Annotated in this window: 11 protein-coding genes; 7 read left to right on the forward strand and 4 right to left on the reverse strand. The window is 76.2% G+C overall.

Annotated features, from left to right (window positions below; all coding sequences use genetic code 11):
- The first annotated feature begins 51 nt into the window (after nt 1–51).
- The 4 genes from Dvina_RS13680 (at nt 52) to Dvina_RS13695 (ending at nt 8,529) form a co-directional block, all read left to right on the forward strand.
- The gene (locus Dvina_RS13680; protein ID WP_223102856.1) at nt 52–981 is read left to right on the forward strand and encodes an EamA family transporter; all 930 of its coding nucleotides are present in this window, start codon (nt 52–54) and stop codon (nt 979–981) included.
- Between the two features lie 11 nt (nt 982–992).
- Complete coding sequence (locus Dvina_RS13685) at nt 993–2,294, forward strand: glycoside hydrolase family 16 protein (RefSeq protein WP_223102857.1); 1,302 nt, start codon at nt 993–995, stop codon at nt 2,292–2,294.
- Between the two features lie 101 nt (nt 2,295–2,395).
- Nucleotides 2,396–5,503, forward strand: coding sequence for an FtsX-like permease family protein (locus Dvina_RS13690; protein ID WP_223102858.1), 3,108 nt, complete (start codon nt 2,396–2,398; stop codon nt 5,501–5,503).
- A complete protein-coding gene (locus Dvina_RS13695; RefSeq protein WP_223102859.1) occupies nt 5,500–8,529 on the forward strand; it encodes an FtsX-like permease family protein in 3,030 nt (1,009 codons plus the stop codon). Before Dvina_RS13690 ends, Dvina_RS13695 begins: the two co-directional genes overlap by 4 nt.
- Before the next feature lie 1,339 nt (nt 8,530–9,868).
- Here the strand turns inward: Dvina_RS13695 and Dvina_RS13700 are convergent.
- Both Dvina_RS13700 and Dvina_RS13705 read right to left on the reverse strand, forming a co-directional pair.
- Nucleotides 9,869–10,804, reverse strand: coding sequence for an alpha/beta hydrolase (locus Dvina_RS13700; protein ID WP_223102860.1), 936 nt, complete (start codon nt 10,802–10,804; stop codon nt 9,869–9,871).
- Complete coding sequence (locus tag Dvina_RS13705) at nt 10,804–11,391, reverse strand: GDSL-type esterase/lipase family protein (protein ID WP_223102861.1); 588 nt, start codon at nt 11,389–11,391, stop codon at nt 10,804–10,806. The genes Dvina_RS13700 and Dvina_RS13705 overlap by 1 nt, the downstream gene beginning before the upstream one ends.
- Before the next feature lie 68 nt (nt 11,392–11,459).
- On the opposite strand from Dvina_RS13705, the gene Dvina_RS13710 reads away from it, so the two are divergent.
- The 3 genes from Dvina_RS13710 (at nt 11,460) to Dvina_RS13720 (ending at nt 14,582) form a co-directional block, all read left to right on the forward strand.
- Nucleotides 11,460–12,587, forward strand: coding sequence for an alpha-hydroxy acid oxidase (locus Dvina_RS13710; protein ID WP_246656200.1), 1,128 nt, complete (start codon nt 11,460–11,462; stop codon nt 12,585–12,587).
- A gap of 121 nt (nt 12,588–12,708) precedes the next feature.
- Complete coding sequence (locus Dvina_RS13715) at nt 12,709–13,980, forward strand: aminotransferase-like domain-containing protein (protein ID WP_246656531.1); 1,272 nt, start codon at nt 12,709–12,711, stop codon at nt 13,978–13,980.
- Nucleotides 13,977–14,582 carry a 4'-phosphopantetheinyl transferase family protein gene (locus Dvina_RS13720; RefSeq protein WP_223102862.1) on the forward strand — a complete coding sequence of 202 codons (606 nt, stop codon included), beginning with the start codon at nt 13,977–13,979 and terminating at the stop codon, nt 14,580–14,582. Before Dvina_RS13715 ends, Dvina_RS13720 begins: the two co-directional genes overlap by 4 nt.
- Here Dvina_RS13720 and Dvina_RS13725 read toward each other — a convergent pair.
- Both Dvina_RS13725 and Dvina_RS13730 read right to left on the reverse strand, forming a co-directional pair.
- Entirely contained in the window at nt 14,563–15,324 is a 762-nt protein-coding gene (locus Dvina_RS13725) for a 2-hydroxy-acid oxidase (RefSeq protein ID WP_223102863.1), read from the reverse strand. The genes Dvina_RS13720 and Dvina_RS13725 overlap by 20 nt on opposite strands.
- Before the next feature lie 2 nt (nt 15,325–15,326).
- Nucleotides 15,327–15,611 (reverse strand): acyl carrier protein, encoded by a 285-nt coding sequence (locus Dvina_RS13730; RefSeq protein WP_223102864.1) that lies wholly within the window; start codon nt 15,609–15,611, stop codon nt 15,327–15,329.
- Nucleotides 15,612–15,621 lie beyond the last annotated feature (10 nt).

Raw genomic sequence — 15,621 nt, forward strand, 5'->3', positions numbered from 1 at the left:
AATCGTACAACTAACTTGCGTCTAAGTAGCTTGTGAGTAAGCTACTTAGTCATGAGGAACCTGACGGCCGTCGCTCCCGTGCTGTGGGGCACCACATATCTGGTCACCACCGAGCTGCTCCCCGCCGGCCGTCCGCTGCTGGCCGGCACGCTGCGCGCCCTGCCCGCCGGGCTGCTGCTCGTCGCCGCCGCCCGGGCCCGGCCCCGCGGCGCCTGGTGGTGGCGGGCGGCCGTGCTCGGGACGCTCAACATCGGGCTGTTCTTCGCGCTGCTGTTCGTGGCCGCATACCGGCTGCCGGGCGGGGTCGCGGCGGTGCTCGGCGCGCTCGGGCCGTTCGTGGTGGCCGGGTTGGCGTTCGGCATTCTCGGCCAGCGGCCCACCGCCCGGGTCCTGGCCGCCGGGGCCGCCGGGCTCGCCGGTGTCGCGCTGCTCGTGCTGCGCTCGTCGGTGGCGCTCGACCCGATCGGGCTGCTGGCGGCGTTCGGCGGCATGGTGTCCATGTCGTTCGGCACCGTGCTCGGCCGGCGCTGGGGCCGGCCCGACGCCGGCCTCCTGGCCCTGACCGGCTGGCAGCTCACGATCGGCGGCCTGCTCCTGCTCCCGGTGGCCCTGTGCGCAGAGGGCCTTCCCGGCCACCTGACGCCGGCCAACGTCGCCGGGTTCGGCTACCTGTCGGTGATCGGTACCGCCGGCGCCTACTTCCTGTGGTTCCGGGGCGTCACCACCCTCGCGCCCGCGCGGGTCAGCCTGCTCAGCCTGCTGAGCCCGGTCGTCGCGGCGGTCCTCGGCTGGGTCGTGCTGGGGCAGTCGCTCTCCGGCGGGCAGCTGGCCGGCGCGGCCGTGATACTGGCCGCCGTGCTGGTCGGGGCCACGACGTTCACGGTGCGGGGCCCGGGCCGGTCGGGCCCGCGCGGAGCGGCGCCGGACCAGGCCGGGTGCGTCGCCAAGCCGACACTGCTCAAGGCGGTGGTCGCGCCGTAGCCTTGGTCCACATGGTGTCGCTCAGCCCCCGGACCCGCCGAGCCGGCCTCGCCGCGCTCGCCGTGCTGGTCCTCGCGGGGCTGGCCGCCGTCGCCTGGCCGGACGGCGCCGGGCGGGCCGGGCGCGTGCTGAACCGGATCTCCTCGGCCCAGATCGCCGCCGGCGTCGGCTGGACCCACCGCTGGACGGCGGCCCCGGACGGCGCGACGGACGCCGCCGGCAACCAGTGGGACGCCGACACCGCGATCGTGCAGGGCGGGTCCGCGCCCAGAGCGCTCGCCGCGGGCAGTCCGGCGCCGTACAGGTACACCCGAAGCGGCACGTTGGTCTTCACACTGCCGGTGCCGCAGCCGGGCACGTTCGCCGTGATCCTGTCGCTGGCCGCCCCCGAGCGCGGGCCGGCGCCCGAGGCCGCCGTGACCGTGACCCTCGCCGGCGGCACCGCCCGGACCGTCCGGCTCGCGGCCACCGGCGCCGGGCGCGTCCGCCACGCCGTCGCCCTCGCCCCGGTCACCGGCGACGCCGTCTCGCTCACCGTCGGCGACCTGCACAACCTGGCCGGGGTCGCGGCCGTCACCGCCACCATGGCCCGCACCGGCACCGACGAGCTGAAGGCCGAGCTGGCCGAGGAGTTCGACGGCCCGGCCGGGACCGCGCTGCTGCCCGGCTGGCGGCACGAGACCGGCGGGGGCGGGTGGGGCAACGGGGAGCTGCAGGAGTACACGCAGAGTGCGGCCAACGGCGCACTCACCGGCGACGGCCGGTTCGCCATCACCGCCCGCGGCGACCGGGGGAAGTACACGTCGGCCCGCCTGCGCTCGGCGTTCGAGGCCCAGTACGGCCGGATCGAGGGCGTCATGCAGGTGCCCTCCGGCCGCGGCCTGCTGCCCGCGTTCTGGATGCTCGGCGCGGACGTCGCCACCGCCGGCTGGCCCGACGCCGGCGAGATCGACCTGATGGAGACCCTCGGCGCGGCCGAACCGGGCGTCGTGCACGGCACGTTCCACGGCCCCGACGGCTCCGAGCGCGGCTGGGAACGGCCGTTCACCGCCCGGCCGGCGGGCGGCCCGGACCGGGGCATGCACCGCTACGGCCTGGAGTGGTGGCCGGGCGTCCTGCAGTGGTCGGTCGACGGCGTCGTCCAGGCCACCCTGCGCCAGGAGGACCTGGGCGCCCGGCAGCACTGGGTGTTCGAGCGCAAGGCGTACCTGCTGCTCGACATCGCCGTCGGCGGCCGCTGGCCGGGCACGCCCCCGCCGGCGACGGCGTTCCCGCAGACGATGTACGTCGAGTCCGTCCACTGGTGGCGCTGAGGCCCGGCCCCGCCGGACCGGATCGGGCGCCGGCTGAAACTGTCGGACCCGGCGCGTAAGGTGCCCCGTGAGATCGACGGCAAGTGGCCCCGGGGGTGCGCGTGTTCGGACTGGTGTTCAGTGCCCTTCGAGCGCGCGCCGCCCAGGCCGGCACCGTGTTCGTCCTGGGCGTCCTGCTCGTGACCGCGGCCGCGGCCGGCCCCTGGTTCGCCGCCGGGGCGGCGCTGCGGGCGGCCGAGGCCGGGGTGGAAGCGGCACCGGCCGCCGAGCGGACCATCTCGGTGCGCCGCGCGACGAACGCGGACAGTGACCCCGAGTCGGCGCTTGCCGCCTACCGCGACACCGTGGAGCGGCTGCTGCCCGGGCGCGATCCGGCGGTGCCCGGCTACGTCGGCGTCACCGCGGACATGCTGCTGGAGCGGGCCGACGGCGTCGCCATCGGCGAGGCCGGGCCGCCCAAGGTCTCCGTCGCCTACCGCGAGGACCTCTGCGCCCACCTCCAGGTCGACGGGCGCTGCCCGGCGGCCGCCGGTGAGGTGCTGCTGAGCACGACCGCCGCCGACGCGCTGGGGCTGCGGACCGGCGACGTGCTGCAGCTGCGCAACCAGCCCCGGTCGAAGCCGGTCCCGGCCACCGTCGTCGGCCGCTACGACCTGGCCGACCCGACCGGGGTCTACTGGGGCGACCGGCTGTTCCGGGCGTCGGTCGAGGGCGGCCTCGACCCGGTGTTCACGGCCGCCGCCACGTTCCAGGACGCGCAGCTGGCCGGGCCGACGTTCGCCTACACCACCGAGCTGCCGGTGTCCGCGTTCACCGACCCGGCCGCCTCGGTCGCCGACCGCCTGGGCCGGGCCGACTTCGCGTTCGGCCGGGCCGGGCTCACCCTTGTGGCGCCCGGGCAGGACCTGGCCGTCCGGGTCGGCGCCGACCGGGCCGCGATCAGCGACGGCGTCGTGGCCGGCACCGTCGCGGCGGTGGTGCTGTGCTGGTTCGCGCTCGCGCTGGCCGGCCGGCAGACCGCCCGCGAGCGGCGCGGGGACGCGGCGCTGCTGAAGCTGCGCGGCGGCACCCGGCGCCGGGCGCTGCGGCTCGGGGTGGGGCAGCTGGCGGTGCCGCTGGTGGCCGGCCTGCCCATCGGCCTCGCCCTCGGCCGGCTGGCCGGTTGGCTGCTCGGCGGGTCGCCGGGCGGGTTCGGCCTCGGCCTCGGCGGGCCGTTCACCGGGGTCGCCGGGCTGTGGCTGCTCGCCGGGCTCGCGGCCGTCGCCGCGGTCCTGGGCGGGCTGCTGGCCATGGCGGCCGGTGAGTTCGCCGTGCTGCGGGCGCCGGTGGCCGTGCTGCTGCGGCGGGTGCCGTCGCCGGGCCGGGCCCGCCGGGTCGCCGTCGACGTGGTGCTGATCGTGCTGGCCGCGTTCGCCGCGGCCCAGCTCTGGGGCAGTGGGCTGCGCACCGCGGTGCCCGTCCTGATCGCGGCCGTGGTCGCCGTGGCCGCCGCCCGGGTCCTCGCGTCGGCGGCGTCGCGGGCCGGGGCGGGGGCGCTGCGGGCCGGGCGGCTGCGGGCCGGGCTGGCCGCGTTCCAGCTGTCCCGCCAGCCCGGCGCCGACCGGCTCATGGCGCTCGTGGCCGTCGCCGTGGCCGGGCTGGGCGTGGCGACCGGCGGCTGGGTGGCCGGGTTCGCCGCGCGCGACGACCGGGCCGCGCAGGAGCTTGGCGCGCCGCGGGTCCTGACCGTGCGGGCGGCCAACCCGACGGCGCTGCTCGACGCCGTCCGGCGGGCCGATCCGGGCGGGCGGGAGGCGATGGCGGCCGTCGTGGACCGGTCCCTGACGCCGCCGGTGCTCGCGGTCGACGCGGCCCGGCTGCGGGCGGTGGCGGGCTGGCGGCCGGAGTACGGGCCGCTGCCGTCGCTCGTGCCGGCCGGTACCGACGCCGCGGCGCCGGCCGTGACCGGCGGGCGGCTGCTCGTGCGGGTGCGCAACGGCGGGGCGTCGGCCGTGCACCTCGCCGTGCTGCTGCAGAACACCGTCACCGGCAGGCGGACCGCACTCACGCTCGGGCCCATCGCGCCCGGCGAGCAGGAGGCCGGGGCGCCCGTGACCGGGTGTGCCGAAGGGTGCCGGCTGGTCCGCCTCGATCTCGTGCAGCCGCCGCCCCCGCCCGGCTCCGCACCCGAGGGCAAGCCGTCCAATCCGGGCGACGCGGGCGACGCGGGCGACGCGGGCGGGCCGGGCGACTCCGGCGGGTCGCCCGGGCGGGGCGGTGACCAGGTCGTGGACACGCTGACGATCACCGGGATACGGCAGGAAGGGCCGGCGGCCGACGTGCTCGGCGCGGCGTTCCTCGGCGATCCGCGGCAGTGGCGGACGGTGACCAACGGGTCCGCGATGCAGGTCAGCGCGCGCGAGGGCGCGCTCACCCTCTCGCTGCCGGACGCCGCGCTCGGGTTCGACGACCGGGTGTGGGTCATGGCCGCCGCGCTGCCGCTGCCCGTCGTGCTCGCCGGGGCCGCGCCCGACGCCTGGCACAGCGGGGACCCGTCGATCGACCTGTTCGCCGGCGGCGTCCCGGTCCGGGTCGCCGGCACCGCGCCGCTGCTGCCGGTGCTCGGCCGCTCCGGGCTGCTCGTCGACCTCGACGCGGCCCAGCGGGTGGGTGCGGCCGCGTCCTCGCCGGGCGCCTATCAGGTGTGGCTGGCCGCCGGGGCCGGGCCCGGGGTCGAGGACCGGCTGCGGTCGGCCGGGCTGATGATCCTCGGCTCCGACGACACCGCCGGGCGGGCCGCCGGGTTCGCCGGCCGCGGCCCGGCCCTCGCCGAGCGCTATCGCCTCTTCGCCGCTGTCGTCGGGCTCCTGGCCGCCGCGGCCGCCCTGGTTGTCACCGTCGCGGCCGAGCGCCGCCAGCGCAACGCCGACCTGCGGGCGCTGCGGCTGCAGGGCCTCCCGGTGCGCACCGCCGTCGGCGCGGCCCGGGCCGGGTCCGGCGCGGTGGTCCTGGCCGGCGTCCTGACCGGGCTCCTGGCCGCGGTCATCGCCCGGTTCGCGTCCGGCCCCGCCCTGCCCTACTTCGCCGACGGCTGGAGCCCGCCCGATCCGCCCTCGCCGCTGCCGCTCCTGCCGCTGCTGGCGGTGGCCGGCGCCGCGCTGCTGCTCCTCGGCGTCGTCTGGCGCCTCGCCACAGCCGGCGTCGGCGCTGTCGAAGGGAACGCACGATGATCTCGTTGCTGCTGTCGATGCTGCGGGCCCGGCGCGGGCAGGCGGTCGTGCTGGCGCTGCTGGCCATGTTCGCGGTGGCGGCGGCCGTCGCGGCGCCCGCATACCTGCAGGCGGTCGACCGGTCGATCATCGCCGGGCAGGCCGAAACGGCCGCGGCCCGGGAGCGGTCGCTCACGATCAGCGCGGTCGTCGACCCGCGCAAGGAGGGCGAGCTCAACTTCGGCGACGTCGCGCGGGGCGTGGTCGACCTGCCGGGGTTCGACCAGGTGTTCAGCGGCGAGTTCCCGGCCGTCGGCATCGAGCCGGACAGGGTGCGGGCGACGCGGGTGACGTACCGGCAGGACGCCTGCGCCCACCTCACCGTCGTGGCCGGGCGGTGCCTCGTCGGCTCCGGCGACGTGGTCCTCGGTGAGGCGGCGGCGGCCCGGCTGCACCTCGCCCCCGGCGACGCGATCACGCTCACGTTCGCCACGCTCGGCGGCAGCAACTCCAACCCGACGTACGCCCCGGCCGGCGCCCCGGCCCGCCTCACCGTCGTCGGCACCTACCGGCCGGCCGACTCCGTGGAGACCTACTGGGGCGACCACGCGTACTTCGCCCCCGACTCCGCCGGGCGGCCCGGTGAGCCGGCCTTCATCAGCGCCGCGACCTTCGCCGCCATTGACCACGGCGCCACCAACGTCGCCGTCGACCTGACCGCCGGGCCGGCCGCGCTCAGCGCCGCCGCGCTGCCCGACACCCGCCGCCGGCTCACCGAGCTGCGGGGCCGGACCCGCAACCTCGGGTCGGGCATCGTCATCACCACCGGCCTGCCGAACCTGTTCGAGCGGATCGACGCCAGCCAGGACCTGGCCCGGCGCAGCGTCCCGGCCGGGGCCGCGCCGCTGCTGCTGCTCGCCTACGCGGTGCTGTTCATCGCGGCCGACTACGCCACGCAAGGGCGCCGGCCCGAGCTGGCCGTCGTCGCGCTGCGCGGCACCCGCTGGTGGACGCGGTGGTGGCTCACGCTCGGCGAGGGGCTGGCCGCGCTGCTCATCGGCGGTCTGGCCGGGTGCGTGGCCGGACAGCTGCTCGTCGCGGCCGTCGTCGCGTGGCGGTTCCCCGGGGTCGGGGCGCCGGTGTTCACGCTTGAGGCGCTGCGCTACGCGCCTGTCGCGCTGCTCATCGCGGTCGCGTCGGCGCTCGTGGCCCAGCGGCGGCACCTGACCGCGCCGGTCGCCGGGCTCCTGCGCCGGATCCGCGGCCGCGGGACCGGCTGGCGGGCCCGGGCCGGCGAGGCGGTCGTGGCCGTGCTCGCGGCCGCCGCGACCCTCCAGCTGTTCCTCGCCGGCGGGTCGCTGACCGGCGTGGCGGTGGCCGCCCCCGCCCTCGTCATCTTCGCCCTCGCCCTGGGCACCGCGCGGGCGGTCACGCCGCTGGCCCGGCTGGTCGGGGCGTGGGCGCTGCGCCGGGGCCGGCTGGCCACCGGGCTGGCCGCGCTCCAGCTGGCCCGCCGGCCCGGGGCGCAGCGGCTGATCCTGCTGCTCGTCGCCGCGGTCGCGGTGCTCGGCTACGCGGTCACCGCCACCGACCTGGCCGCCCGCGACCGGGACCTCGCCGCGCAGATCGCCACCGGGGCGCCGCGGGTGCTCACCGTCACCGACATGGACCGCGACCAGCTGCTGCGGGCGGTGCGGGCGGCCGACCCGGACGGCAAGTATGCGATGGCCGTCGTCGCCGACCTGCCCCGCGGCCGGCCCGGGGAGGCGCCGCGGCTCGCCGTGGACAGCACCCGACTGGCGGTGGTGCCGACGTGGCTCGACGCGTACGGCGACCCGGACCCGGCCGCCCTCGCCGCCCGGCTGCGGCCCCCGGTCCGCGACGTCGGCGTCGACCTGCCCGGGCGCGACCTCGCCGTCGACGCGACGGTGACGGGGGCCCGGCCCGACAACCCGATCGGGCTGACCCTGGTGTTCTCGACGAAGACCGGCCGGGCCGTGGCCGATCTCGGCGTCGTGCACAACGGGACCGGCACCTACTCGCAGCGGGTCGCGGACTGCGCGGAGGGGTGCCGGCTCGTGGCGGTACACCTGCGCAATGCCGACCCGACAGCGAGCGCGACGCGGATCACCATCGTGCTCAATGCGGTGCGCACCATCAACCCACCGGCCACCGCCGCGGCCGGCGCACAGCTCGCCGGCGCCGATCGCTGGCGCGCCTCCGGGGCCACCCTGAGCGCCGCACCGGACGGCCTGCGCATCACCGTCGACGCCCCCGACGGCCTGCCCAACGGCGTCTGGGTCCAGCCGGCCGACGTCCCGCTGCCCCTGCCGGTCGCGACCACGGCGCCGGACGCGACGATCTCCGGCTTCGACGGCCTCGACGTGCCGGTGACCACCGCCGCGCACCTGAAGGCCGTGCCGCGCCTGGGGACGGCCGGGACGCTCGTCGACCTCGAATACGCCGAGCGCCTCGCCACCGACTCCGGCATCGCCCGCGCCCCCGAGGTGTGGCTCGGCCCCGCCGCCCCGCCCGACGCCCTCAACCGCCTGGCCGCCCAGGGCCTGGTCGTCGTCGGCGACTCCGGCATCGCCGACACCCGCGCCCGGCTGGCCACCCAGGGCCCGGCGCTGTCCCTGTGGTTCCACGTCCTGGCCGGCGCCCTCGCCGTCCTCCTGGCCGCGGGCGGCCTGGCCCTGGTCATAGCCGTCGACCGCCGCGACCGCCGCGCCGACCTGGCCGTCCTGCGCGCCCAGGGCCTGTCCCGCCGGACGGCCGGCCGGGTGGCCCTGTGGACGTACCCGGCGCTGGTCCTCGCATCCGCCCCGCCGGGCTTGGCCACCGCCCTGATCGCGTGGCGCCTGACGGGCTGGGCCCTCCCGGTCTTCGGCGAACCGATGCCCGACCTGCCCCTACCCCACTGGCCGACCGGCCCGGCCGTACCACTGAGCTGGCTGCTCACGCTGGCCCTGCTGGTCACGGTGGCCGCCTCAACCGCCCGCGCAACCACCACCCCACCCCGAACGGCCCACCCGACCGCGCCGTGACCCCGGCCCGCGGCGACAGCCACCTCCGTCCGGGCGGCGGCCGACTCGGCACGCTTCGCACCGGCCCCGGTCGACCTTCCACGGGTGATGGCGGCCCGCGCGTCGCGGATGCGCGGGCCGCGTCTTGCAGCGGGAGCAGCCGGATGGCGGCGAGTGGACGCGGGCGGCAGTGATCAGGTGGTATTTGCTGGCCGGCGCGCCGGGCCGACCGGGCTCGGAGGCGGCCGGCGCCGCGTAGCCGGCCGGGATCAGCTCGGGCGGCTGCGGCCGGCCGTTGGCTCCAAGGGCCCTGGCCCACGTGTGGTGGGCTCGTGACGCAGTGCGGCGCTCGCCCGTGATCGCCGGGTGGAGCAGCTATCGGCTGGCGGCCGCCGAGTGACGATTCACCTGGAGGTACGGCGGTTCGTGTGCTTGGAGGCCGAGTGCGCGCGACGCACGTTCGCCGAAATGTGCCCGGCTTGACGGCGCACCATGCCCGGCAGAGCGTGGCGTTACGCCGGCAGTGGCAAACCCGTCGCGGTGGCCCTGGCCGGGCGTCCGGGAGCCCGCCTGGCGGCCCGCTCGGCGATCACGGCGAGCCGTTCGCCCTTGCTGCGGCTACTGCGGGCGACACCGGCGTCTGAGGTCAAGGCTGATCCGCGGGTGTCGGGCGTCGATGACCTCGCGCTGCGTCGGCGGCGCTCATGCGGAGGGCGCGCACTGCCGCGCCGGCACGCCGCCATCCAACAGCTGCGGGCACAGCGGCACTCTCTGACCGCGATCAGCCGACAGTTCGGCGCGTGGTTCCGCACCGTGCAGCGCTACCTGCGACCACTACGCCCAGCGGCCACCACACTGCGACCGGCACCCGCGCCGGAACCGCGCCGGGTCATGACCAAACCAGAACACCTGAACACCGAGCACAGCGCGACGCTCACCGGTGTCCTTGTCCGCTGCGCGGAACTGCGGGCGGTGCGCGGCCACATCGCCGCGTTCGCGGCCATGATGAGCCGCACTCGGAGCCGGACCGCAAACCGCCGCTGCCGCCCTCACCCTCGCCGCCGAACTGCCCGCCGACCGGAAGCCGACCAGTTGCGCGAGGCGGCGTCCCTTGTTGCCCGTGAACTTCGCTTGACCTGATTGCTGAGCGCTCTTGGCCACCCGGAGCCACCAGTCCAAAGTGAGCTTGTGGTTGGCTGACACGTCGGACGCGAGCGCGCATCACTGTCCACTGTGGACCAGATGTAGCCATCAGAACGCGAGCCAGGGGGCGGCGGCGGCCAGGGGCGAGTACAGCCGCCACCGCCACCCGCGCCGGACTCTCGACGGCGACGGTTGTGCCGTCGCCCCGGCTGCGGTGTCAGCTCTCGAACCACACCCGCAGCTGCTTGGCCGCCTGCGCCTGCGCGACCCGGCCCGCGTCGAGCGACCCGGCCATCGCGAAGAATCCGTGAATCATGCCCTCGTAGCGGGTCACCGCCACCGGCACGCCCTCCTGCGCCAGCCGGGCCGCGTAGCGCTCGCCCTGGTCGCGCAGCGGGTCGTACTCGGCCGTGATGACGAGCGCCGGTGGCAGCCCCGCGAGGCTCTCGGCCTGCATCGGCGAGGCCAGCGGGTTGTACGCGTCGTCGGGGTCGGTGAAGTAGTGCGAGCGGTACCAGGCGACGGAGTGGTGGTTGAACAGGTACGGGTCGTCGTTGGCACGCATCGACTCGTCGTCGGCGTTCTGGTCCGTGTTCGGGTACACGAGCAGCTGTCCGGCCAGGGGCGGGCCGCCGGCCTCCTGGGCCATGAGCGTGATGCCCGCGGCCAGGTTGCCGCCCGCGCTGTCGCCGCCGACCGCGATGCGGGCCGGGTTCGCGCCCAGGGCGGCCGCGTTGGCGATCACCCACTCGAGGGCGGCCCAGCAGTCCTCGACCGCGGCCGGGAACGGGTGCTCGGGTGCGAGCCGGTAGCCGGGCACCGCGACGATGCAGCCGGCCGCGTTGGCCAGGCTGCGGGCGATGGCGTCGGCGGTGTCGACGGTGCCGAGGACCCAGCCGCCGCCGAAGAAGTACAGCAGCACCGGCAGGTCCGGCGCCGCGCTCGGGCGGTAGACCCGGACCGGCAGCCTGCCGCCGGGCCCGGCGATCCAGTGGTCGGTGACCTCGTGGACCTGCTCGGGGCTGCCGCCGGCGGCGCGGATCGAGGCCAGGTCGGCGGCGCGGGCGGCGTCGAGCGTCATCGTGTACAGCGCCGGGGCACCGTCGCGCTCCTTGGCGTCGCGCATGGCCTGGACCTGCGGATCGAGCGGCATCAGCGACGTACCTCCAGCGGTGAACGGTGCAGGCGGTCGAGGATGGCCGCCGCCGCGATCCTATGGCTGTGCGGGTTGCCGTGCAGCCCGTCATCCCCGGTCAGCGCCTCCCCGGCGGCGATCGCCGGGTGGCGTGACAGGTCCACGTGCACGGTCCCGAGCCGGGCCGCGAGCGCGTTCGTGCGCTCGGCCAGCAGCGCCATCCGGCGCGCGAACCCGGCGCCGAGCCAGTGCGGCATCTGCGGGTATTCGCGCATGACGAACACTGAAACGGTGATGACCGTCGCGCCCGCGCGCTGCAGCGGCGCGATGATGGCCGTCATCGCCTCGTCGACGGCGCCGGCCCGCGACTCGTAGCCGGGCCGCATCGCGTCGTTCGCCCCGCACACCACCATCGCCAGGTCGGGCCGGAACGCGAGCGCCGCTGAAAGTTGCACGTCGCGGACCTCGGCCGCGCGCAGGTTGCGCACACCGAGGTTGACGAACGCCGCCGGGGCCAGCGCGTCGCGCACGAGCTCGGCGAAGCCGCCGGGCTGCTCGACCACGCTGTCACCGAGCGCGCAGTAGCGGGCATATTCCGGTGCCATGTAGGCCTTTCGGCTCATGGAGGAGCGGATGGGGTACCGGATAGGCTAACGCCTATGAGGCACCGCCGGTGACACAACTGCGAAGCGGGCCGCCACTGCTCACCGCATCGGATTACCGGCACAACGCCGCCCATCTCGTCGAACCGGACGTATGGGACTTCATCGAGGGCGGCGCCGAGGACGAGCGGACGCTTGCGGCAAACGAGCGGGCCTTCGACCGGGTCCGGCTGCGGCCCCGGGTGCTCGCCGGGGTCTCGGATGCCGACACCGGCGTCTCGCTGTTCGGCACGCGGCACGCGACGCCGATCGGGATCGCGCCCACCGCCTACCACCGGCTCATCGACCCCGAGGGCGAGGTCGCCACCGCCCGGGGCGCGAGCGCGGCCGGAGCGCTCTTCGTCGTGGCCATGTTCGCCAGCCGCACCATCGAGGACATCGCGGCCGCCGTGCCCCAACCGCAGGGGCTCTGGCTGCAGGTGTACTGGCTGCAGCGCCGCGACGTCATGCGCTCGCTGGTCCGGCGGGCCGAGCGGGCCGGATACGGCGCCGTCATGCTCACCGTCGACGTGCCCCGGATGGGGCGGCGCTGGCGCGACATGCGCAACGGTTTCACGATCGGCGGCGACGTCGCCGCGGTCAACATCGACCCGGCCGTCATGGCCGCCGCCCACGTGCGCGACGAGGGCGAGTCGGCGATCGCCAGGCACACCGCCGACACCTTCGACCCGACCCTGACGTGGGCCGACCTCGCCTGGCTGCGCGCGCAGACCGGGCTGCCGCTGGTCCTCAAGGGCATCCTCACGGCCGAGGACGCCGCCCTCGCGGCCGACCACGGCGCCGACGCGATCGTCGTGTCCAACCACGGCGGCCGCCAGCTCGACGGCGCGGTCGCCACCCTCGACGCGCTCACCGAGGTCACCGACGCGGTCGGCGACCGCATGCCGGTCCTCTTCGACGGCGGCGTGCGCCGCGGCACCGACGCCCTGGCCGCGCTCGCCCTCGGTGCCCGCATGGTCCTCACCGGCCGCCCACCGCTGTGGGGCCTGGCCGCCGGCGGTGCCGACGGGGTCGCCGGCGTCCTGCGCGCCGCGACGGGCGAACTGGCCCACGCCATGGTCCTGGCCGGCCGCCCGACGCTTGCCGCCCTGGACCGCAGCGCCGTGCGCCTGTCGTCCCTGACCGGAGCCGACGCGTGACGGCCCCGCCGTCAAGCGGCGCACGGCCCGCGACGACCGGCGACCGCCCACCCGCGGCGGTCCCGAGCGGCCCGGGGCGCCGCGGCGGCCGATTGTCACCCTCGAGTGGAGGCGATGCGTGATGGTGGTGCTGTCCCGCGAGGCGCTGCACGAGTCGGTCGTCGACCCGGTGTCGGCGTCGATGAACTTCCTCAACGAGGTCGCCGGGCGCTACCCGGAGGCGATCTCGCTGGCCGCCGGCCGCCCGTTCGACGAGTTCCACTCGGTCGCCGACATCGACAAGCACATCCAGGCGTACCTCACCCACCTGCGCGAACGCGGCCTGAGCGGGGCGGCCGCCCGGCAGCTGCTCACCCAGTACGGCCGCACCAACGGCCACGTCGGCGACCTGATCGCCCGCATGCTCGACGTCGACGAGAACATCCAGGTCCCGGCGGCCGCGGTGATGGTCACCACCGGCTGCCAGGAGGCGATGGTCATCGCCCTGCGCGGCCTGTGCGCCGGGCCCGGTGACGTCGTCCTCGCGGCCGAGCCGTGCTACGTCGGCCTCACCGGCGCCGCCCGCATCCTCGGCGTCGAGGTCGTCGGCGTCCCCGAGTCGCCCGACGGCCTGCGCCCGGAGACGGTCCGGGCGGTCGCCGCGGCCGTCCGGGCCCGCGGCAAGACCCCGAAGGCCCTCTACCTGGTCCCCAACTTCGCCAACCCGTCAGGCGTCTCGCTGCCGGTCCCGGTCCGCCGGGCCCTGCTCGCCGCGGCCGCCGACGAGGACCTGCTGATCCTGGAGGACGACCCCTACGGCCTGTTCGGCCTCGACGACGAGCCCCGCCCGACCCTCAAGAGCCTGGACAGCGACCAGCGCGTCATCTACCTGGGCTCGTTCGCCAAGTCCTACTTCCCGGGCGCCCGCGTCGGCTACCTGGTCGCCGACCAGACGGTCGCCGACGCCGCCGGCCGCCGCACGCTGCTGGCCGAGGAGCTCTCCACCGTCAAGAGCATGCTGACCGTCAACACGTCAGCCCTGTCCCAGGCGGTCGTCGGCGGCATGCTCATCGACTCCGGCTTCAGCCTGCGCGCGGTCAACCAGGCGAAGATCGCGTTCTACCGGCGCAATCTCAACACGTTGCTGGCCTCGTTGCACAAGCATTTCGCGGGTACCGCCGTGCGCTGGAACAACCCCAGCGGCGGCTTCTTCGTCGTGTGCGACGTGCCGGTCGACGCCTCCGAGGCGCTGCTCGAGGTCTCGGCCCAGGAGTACGGCGTCCTCTGGACCCCGATGCGCTTCTTCTACGTCGGCGGCGGCGGCACCCACGCGATCCGCCTGTCCTGCAGTGCCATCGAGCCCGACCGGATCGAGGAAGGCGTCGGCCGCCTGGCCGCGCTCCTGCGCCGGTGACGACCGTCGACGTCTGGCTCGTCGACACCCGCCGCCCGTTCACGTCCACCCTGGACCCCGGCGAGATCCGCCGCCGCGACGCACTGCGCTCGCCCGAGGACCGGCGCCGCTTCGACGCGTCCCACTCGGCCCGGCGCCGCATCCTCCTGGAGCGGCTGCCGGAGCTGCACTGGGAGCAGGGCCCCCACGGCAAGCCCTATCTGGCCGGGGAGCCGCTGCAGGTGAACCTGTCGCACGCGGGGGAGTGGGCGGCCATCGCCGTCACCGCCGAGCGTCCCGTGGGCGTGGACCTGCAGGACATCCTCGACGACACCGACTACCGGGGCCTGGCCCGCCGGTTCTTCCCGCCCGCCGAGGCCGGCCTGGTGGCCCGCGGCGGCCCCGCGGTGTTCGCCGGACTGTGGGCCCGCAAGGAGGCGGTGGTCAAGGCGGCCGGTGACCGCCTCATGCGCAACCTGCGGCTGGCCGTCGCCGGAGACCCGCCGCCGCTCGTCCATCTGGACGGCGCGCCCCACGCGGTCGCCGACCTCGAGGCGCCGGCCGGGTTCCGGGCCGCCGTCGCCCTGGCCGGTGCGGCCCCCTTCAGCATCCGAATGCACTGATGGACAGGTACCGCAGCGCCCGGTCGTAGTCGGCCACCACCACCGGACCGTCCACCGTCGCGAGCGCCTCCCACACGCCGGTCATCGGCTGGCCGGGGTCGGCGAGCACGACCCTGTCTGCCTTGATGTCAGCCTCGAAGGCGCGCAGGTGGGTCCCGAGCACGACGGTCGCCGCCGTGACGTCGCCGAGCCGGTCGACCACCTCGGCCGCCTCCGCGCCCGCGATGACCCGCGGCGCGGAGACCTCCACTGCAGACGGCCCGAGGAGCACGGCCACGCCGCAGTGGGCGGCCGGGACCTCCACCGGGACGGCCGGGTCGTACGGCAGGACCGACTGCTCGACCACGATGAGCAGCGAGCGCTCGTAGAGCCCGCAGCGCGCATAGTCGTGCAGCAGCCGCAGCGCCGTGTGCGCGCCGGCCCGCCCCTGGTCCGACACCGCGAACGCCATCGGCCGGCCGGGGCAGACGTGGCTCAGGTAGGTGGCCGTCGCCCGGCCCGGCGTGATGTCCGGGATGTCGTAGGCGAGCACCAGCGCGTCGACGGGCTCGTCCGGCAGCAGCACGGCCGCCATCTCGCCGTACGACTGGCCCCCGGCCATGCCGGTCGGCGCGCCGAGCCCGTACGCGCCGACCATGTCGCCGAGGTACGTGGCCAGCAGCGCCGCGTGCGCCGGGTCGGCCGCGCCCCGGGCCGGCTCCGGGAACCGCCGCGACTCGGCGCGGCGCAACCCCCAGGGCACGCTCACTCCTCCGGCAGCAGGTTGCCGGCGACGTAGTGCGCGAGGGTGCCGACCGTCTCGAAGTCGTCGCGCCCCAGGTCCTCGACGCTGATCTCGCGTTCGAGGCGGTCCTCGAGCTCCAGCACCAGCTCCAGGCCGGTGGTCGAGCTCATGCCGAGGTCGTCCATGAGCGTGGTGGACTCCGACGCGTCGGGCACCTCCCGCTTGAGCACGCGTGGGAGCAGGGCGCAGATCGTCGCCACGACGTGCTCGCGCAGCGCCGGGTCCACGGTAACGGTGTCGGACACGGTGGTTCCT

The sequence above is a fragment of the Dactylosporangium vinaceum genome (genome assembly GCF_019904175.1).
Lineage (GTDB): Bacteria > Actinomycetota > Actinomycetes > Mycobacteriales > Micromonosporaceae > Dactylosporangium > Dactylosporangium vinaceum.